Below are 1,022 nucleotides of genomic sequence, written 5' to 3'. Positions count from 1 at the left end.
ACCGCTGCGATCTGTGGGAAGCGATCGAAAGAGGCGATGAAGTGGAGTATGAGCTCGGCGTGCAAATGATTGACGAAGAAGACGAGTTCAAGTTTGACTTCGATATCCTTGACCCGACAAAGCTTTGGCCGGAAGAAATCGTCCCTGTCAAAATCATCGGCAAAATGACGCTGAATCGAAACCAGGATAACGTTTTTGCGGAAACCGAACAGGCCGCTTTCCATCCGGGCCATGTTGTGCCGGGGATCGATTTCACAAACGATCCGCTATTGCAAGGCCGGCTCTTTTCTTATACGGACACACAGCTGATCCGATTGGGAGGTCCGAACTTTCACGAAATTCCAATCAACCGCCCGGTCTGTCCGTTCCATAACAACCAGTATGACGGCTATCACAGGATGACGATTAACAAAGGGCCTGTCGCTTATCATAAAAATTCGCTTCAAAACAACGATCCGGCGCCTGCTTCAGAAGAAGAAGGCGGATATGTGCACTACGAGGAAAAAGTCGAGGGCAAAAAAATCCGCCAGCGAAGCGACAGCTTCAACGATTATTACTCACAGGCGAAGCTTTTCTGGAACAGCATGTCTCCTGTCGAGAAACAGCATATCATTTCTGCTTTCTGCTTCGAGGTCGGGAAGGTCAAAAGCAAAGACGTACAGCGGCAGGTCGTTGATGTCTTCAGCAATGTCGATGCAGATTTAGCAGAAGAAATCGCCAAAGGAGTAGGCGTGGCGGCGCCCGCGAAGCGTAAAGCATCTAAAGAAATTCTTACTTCGCCTGCGTTAAGCCAAGCCCGTACAGTGAAAGCCGCGTCAACAAGAAAAGTCGCTGTACTGGCCGGAAACGGATTTCATGAAAAAGAGCTGCAAACAGTGCTGGAAGCCTTAAAGCAAGAAGGAATCACAGTGGATATCATCAGTCAAAATCTGGGGTATATGACAAGCGGCAGCGGACAGCAGCTTGAGGCCAACGGCACGTTCCTGACGGTTGATTCTGTTCTGTATGATGCCGTCTATGCC

The 1,022-nt window shown here is 49.5% G+C and carries 1 protein-coding gene; it reads left to right on the top strand.

The genetic code is table 11. The annotated features are described in order from the left end of the window. A partial coding sequence (locus ACWHAR_RS23350) for a catalase (RefSeq protein WP_452087986.1) occupies nt 1–1,022 on the top strand: 1,022 nt, incomplete at both ends.

This window comes from Bacillus sp. LR--39 (assembly GCF_053613335.1).
The sequence above is the reverse complement of the archived record's forward strand: the minus strand, read 5'-3'. Positions and strand labels throughout refer to the sequence as shown.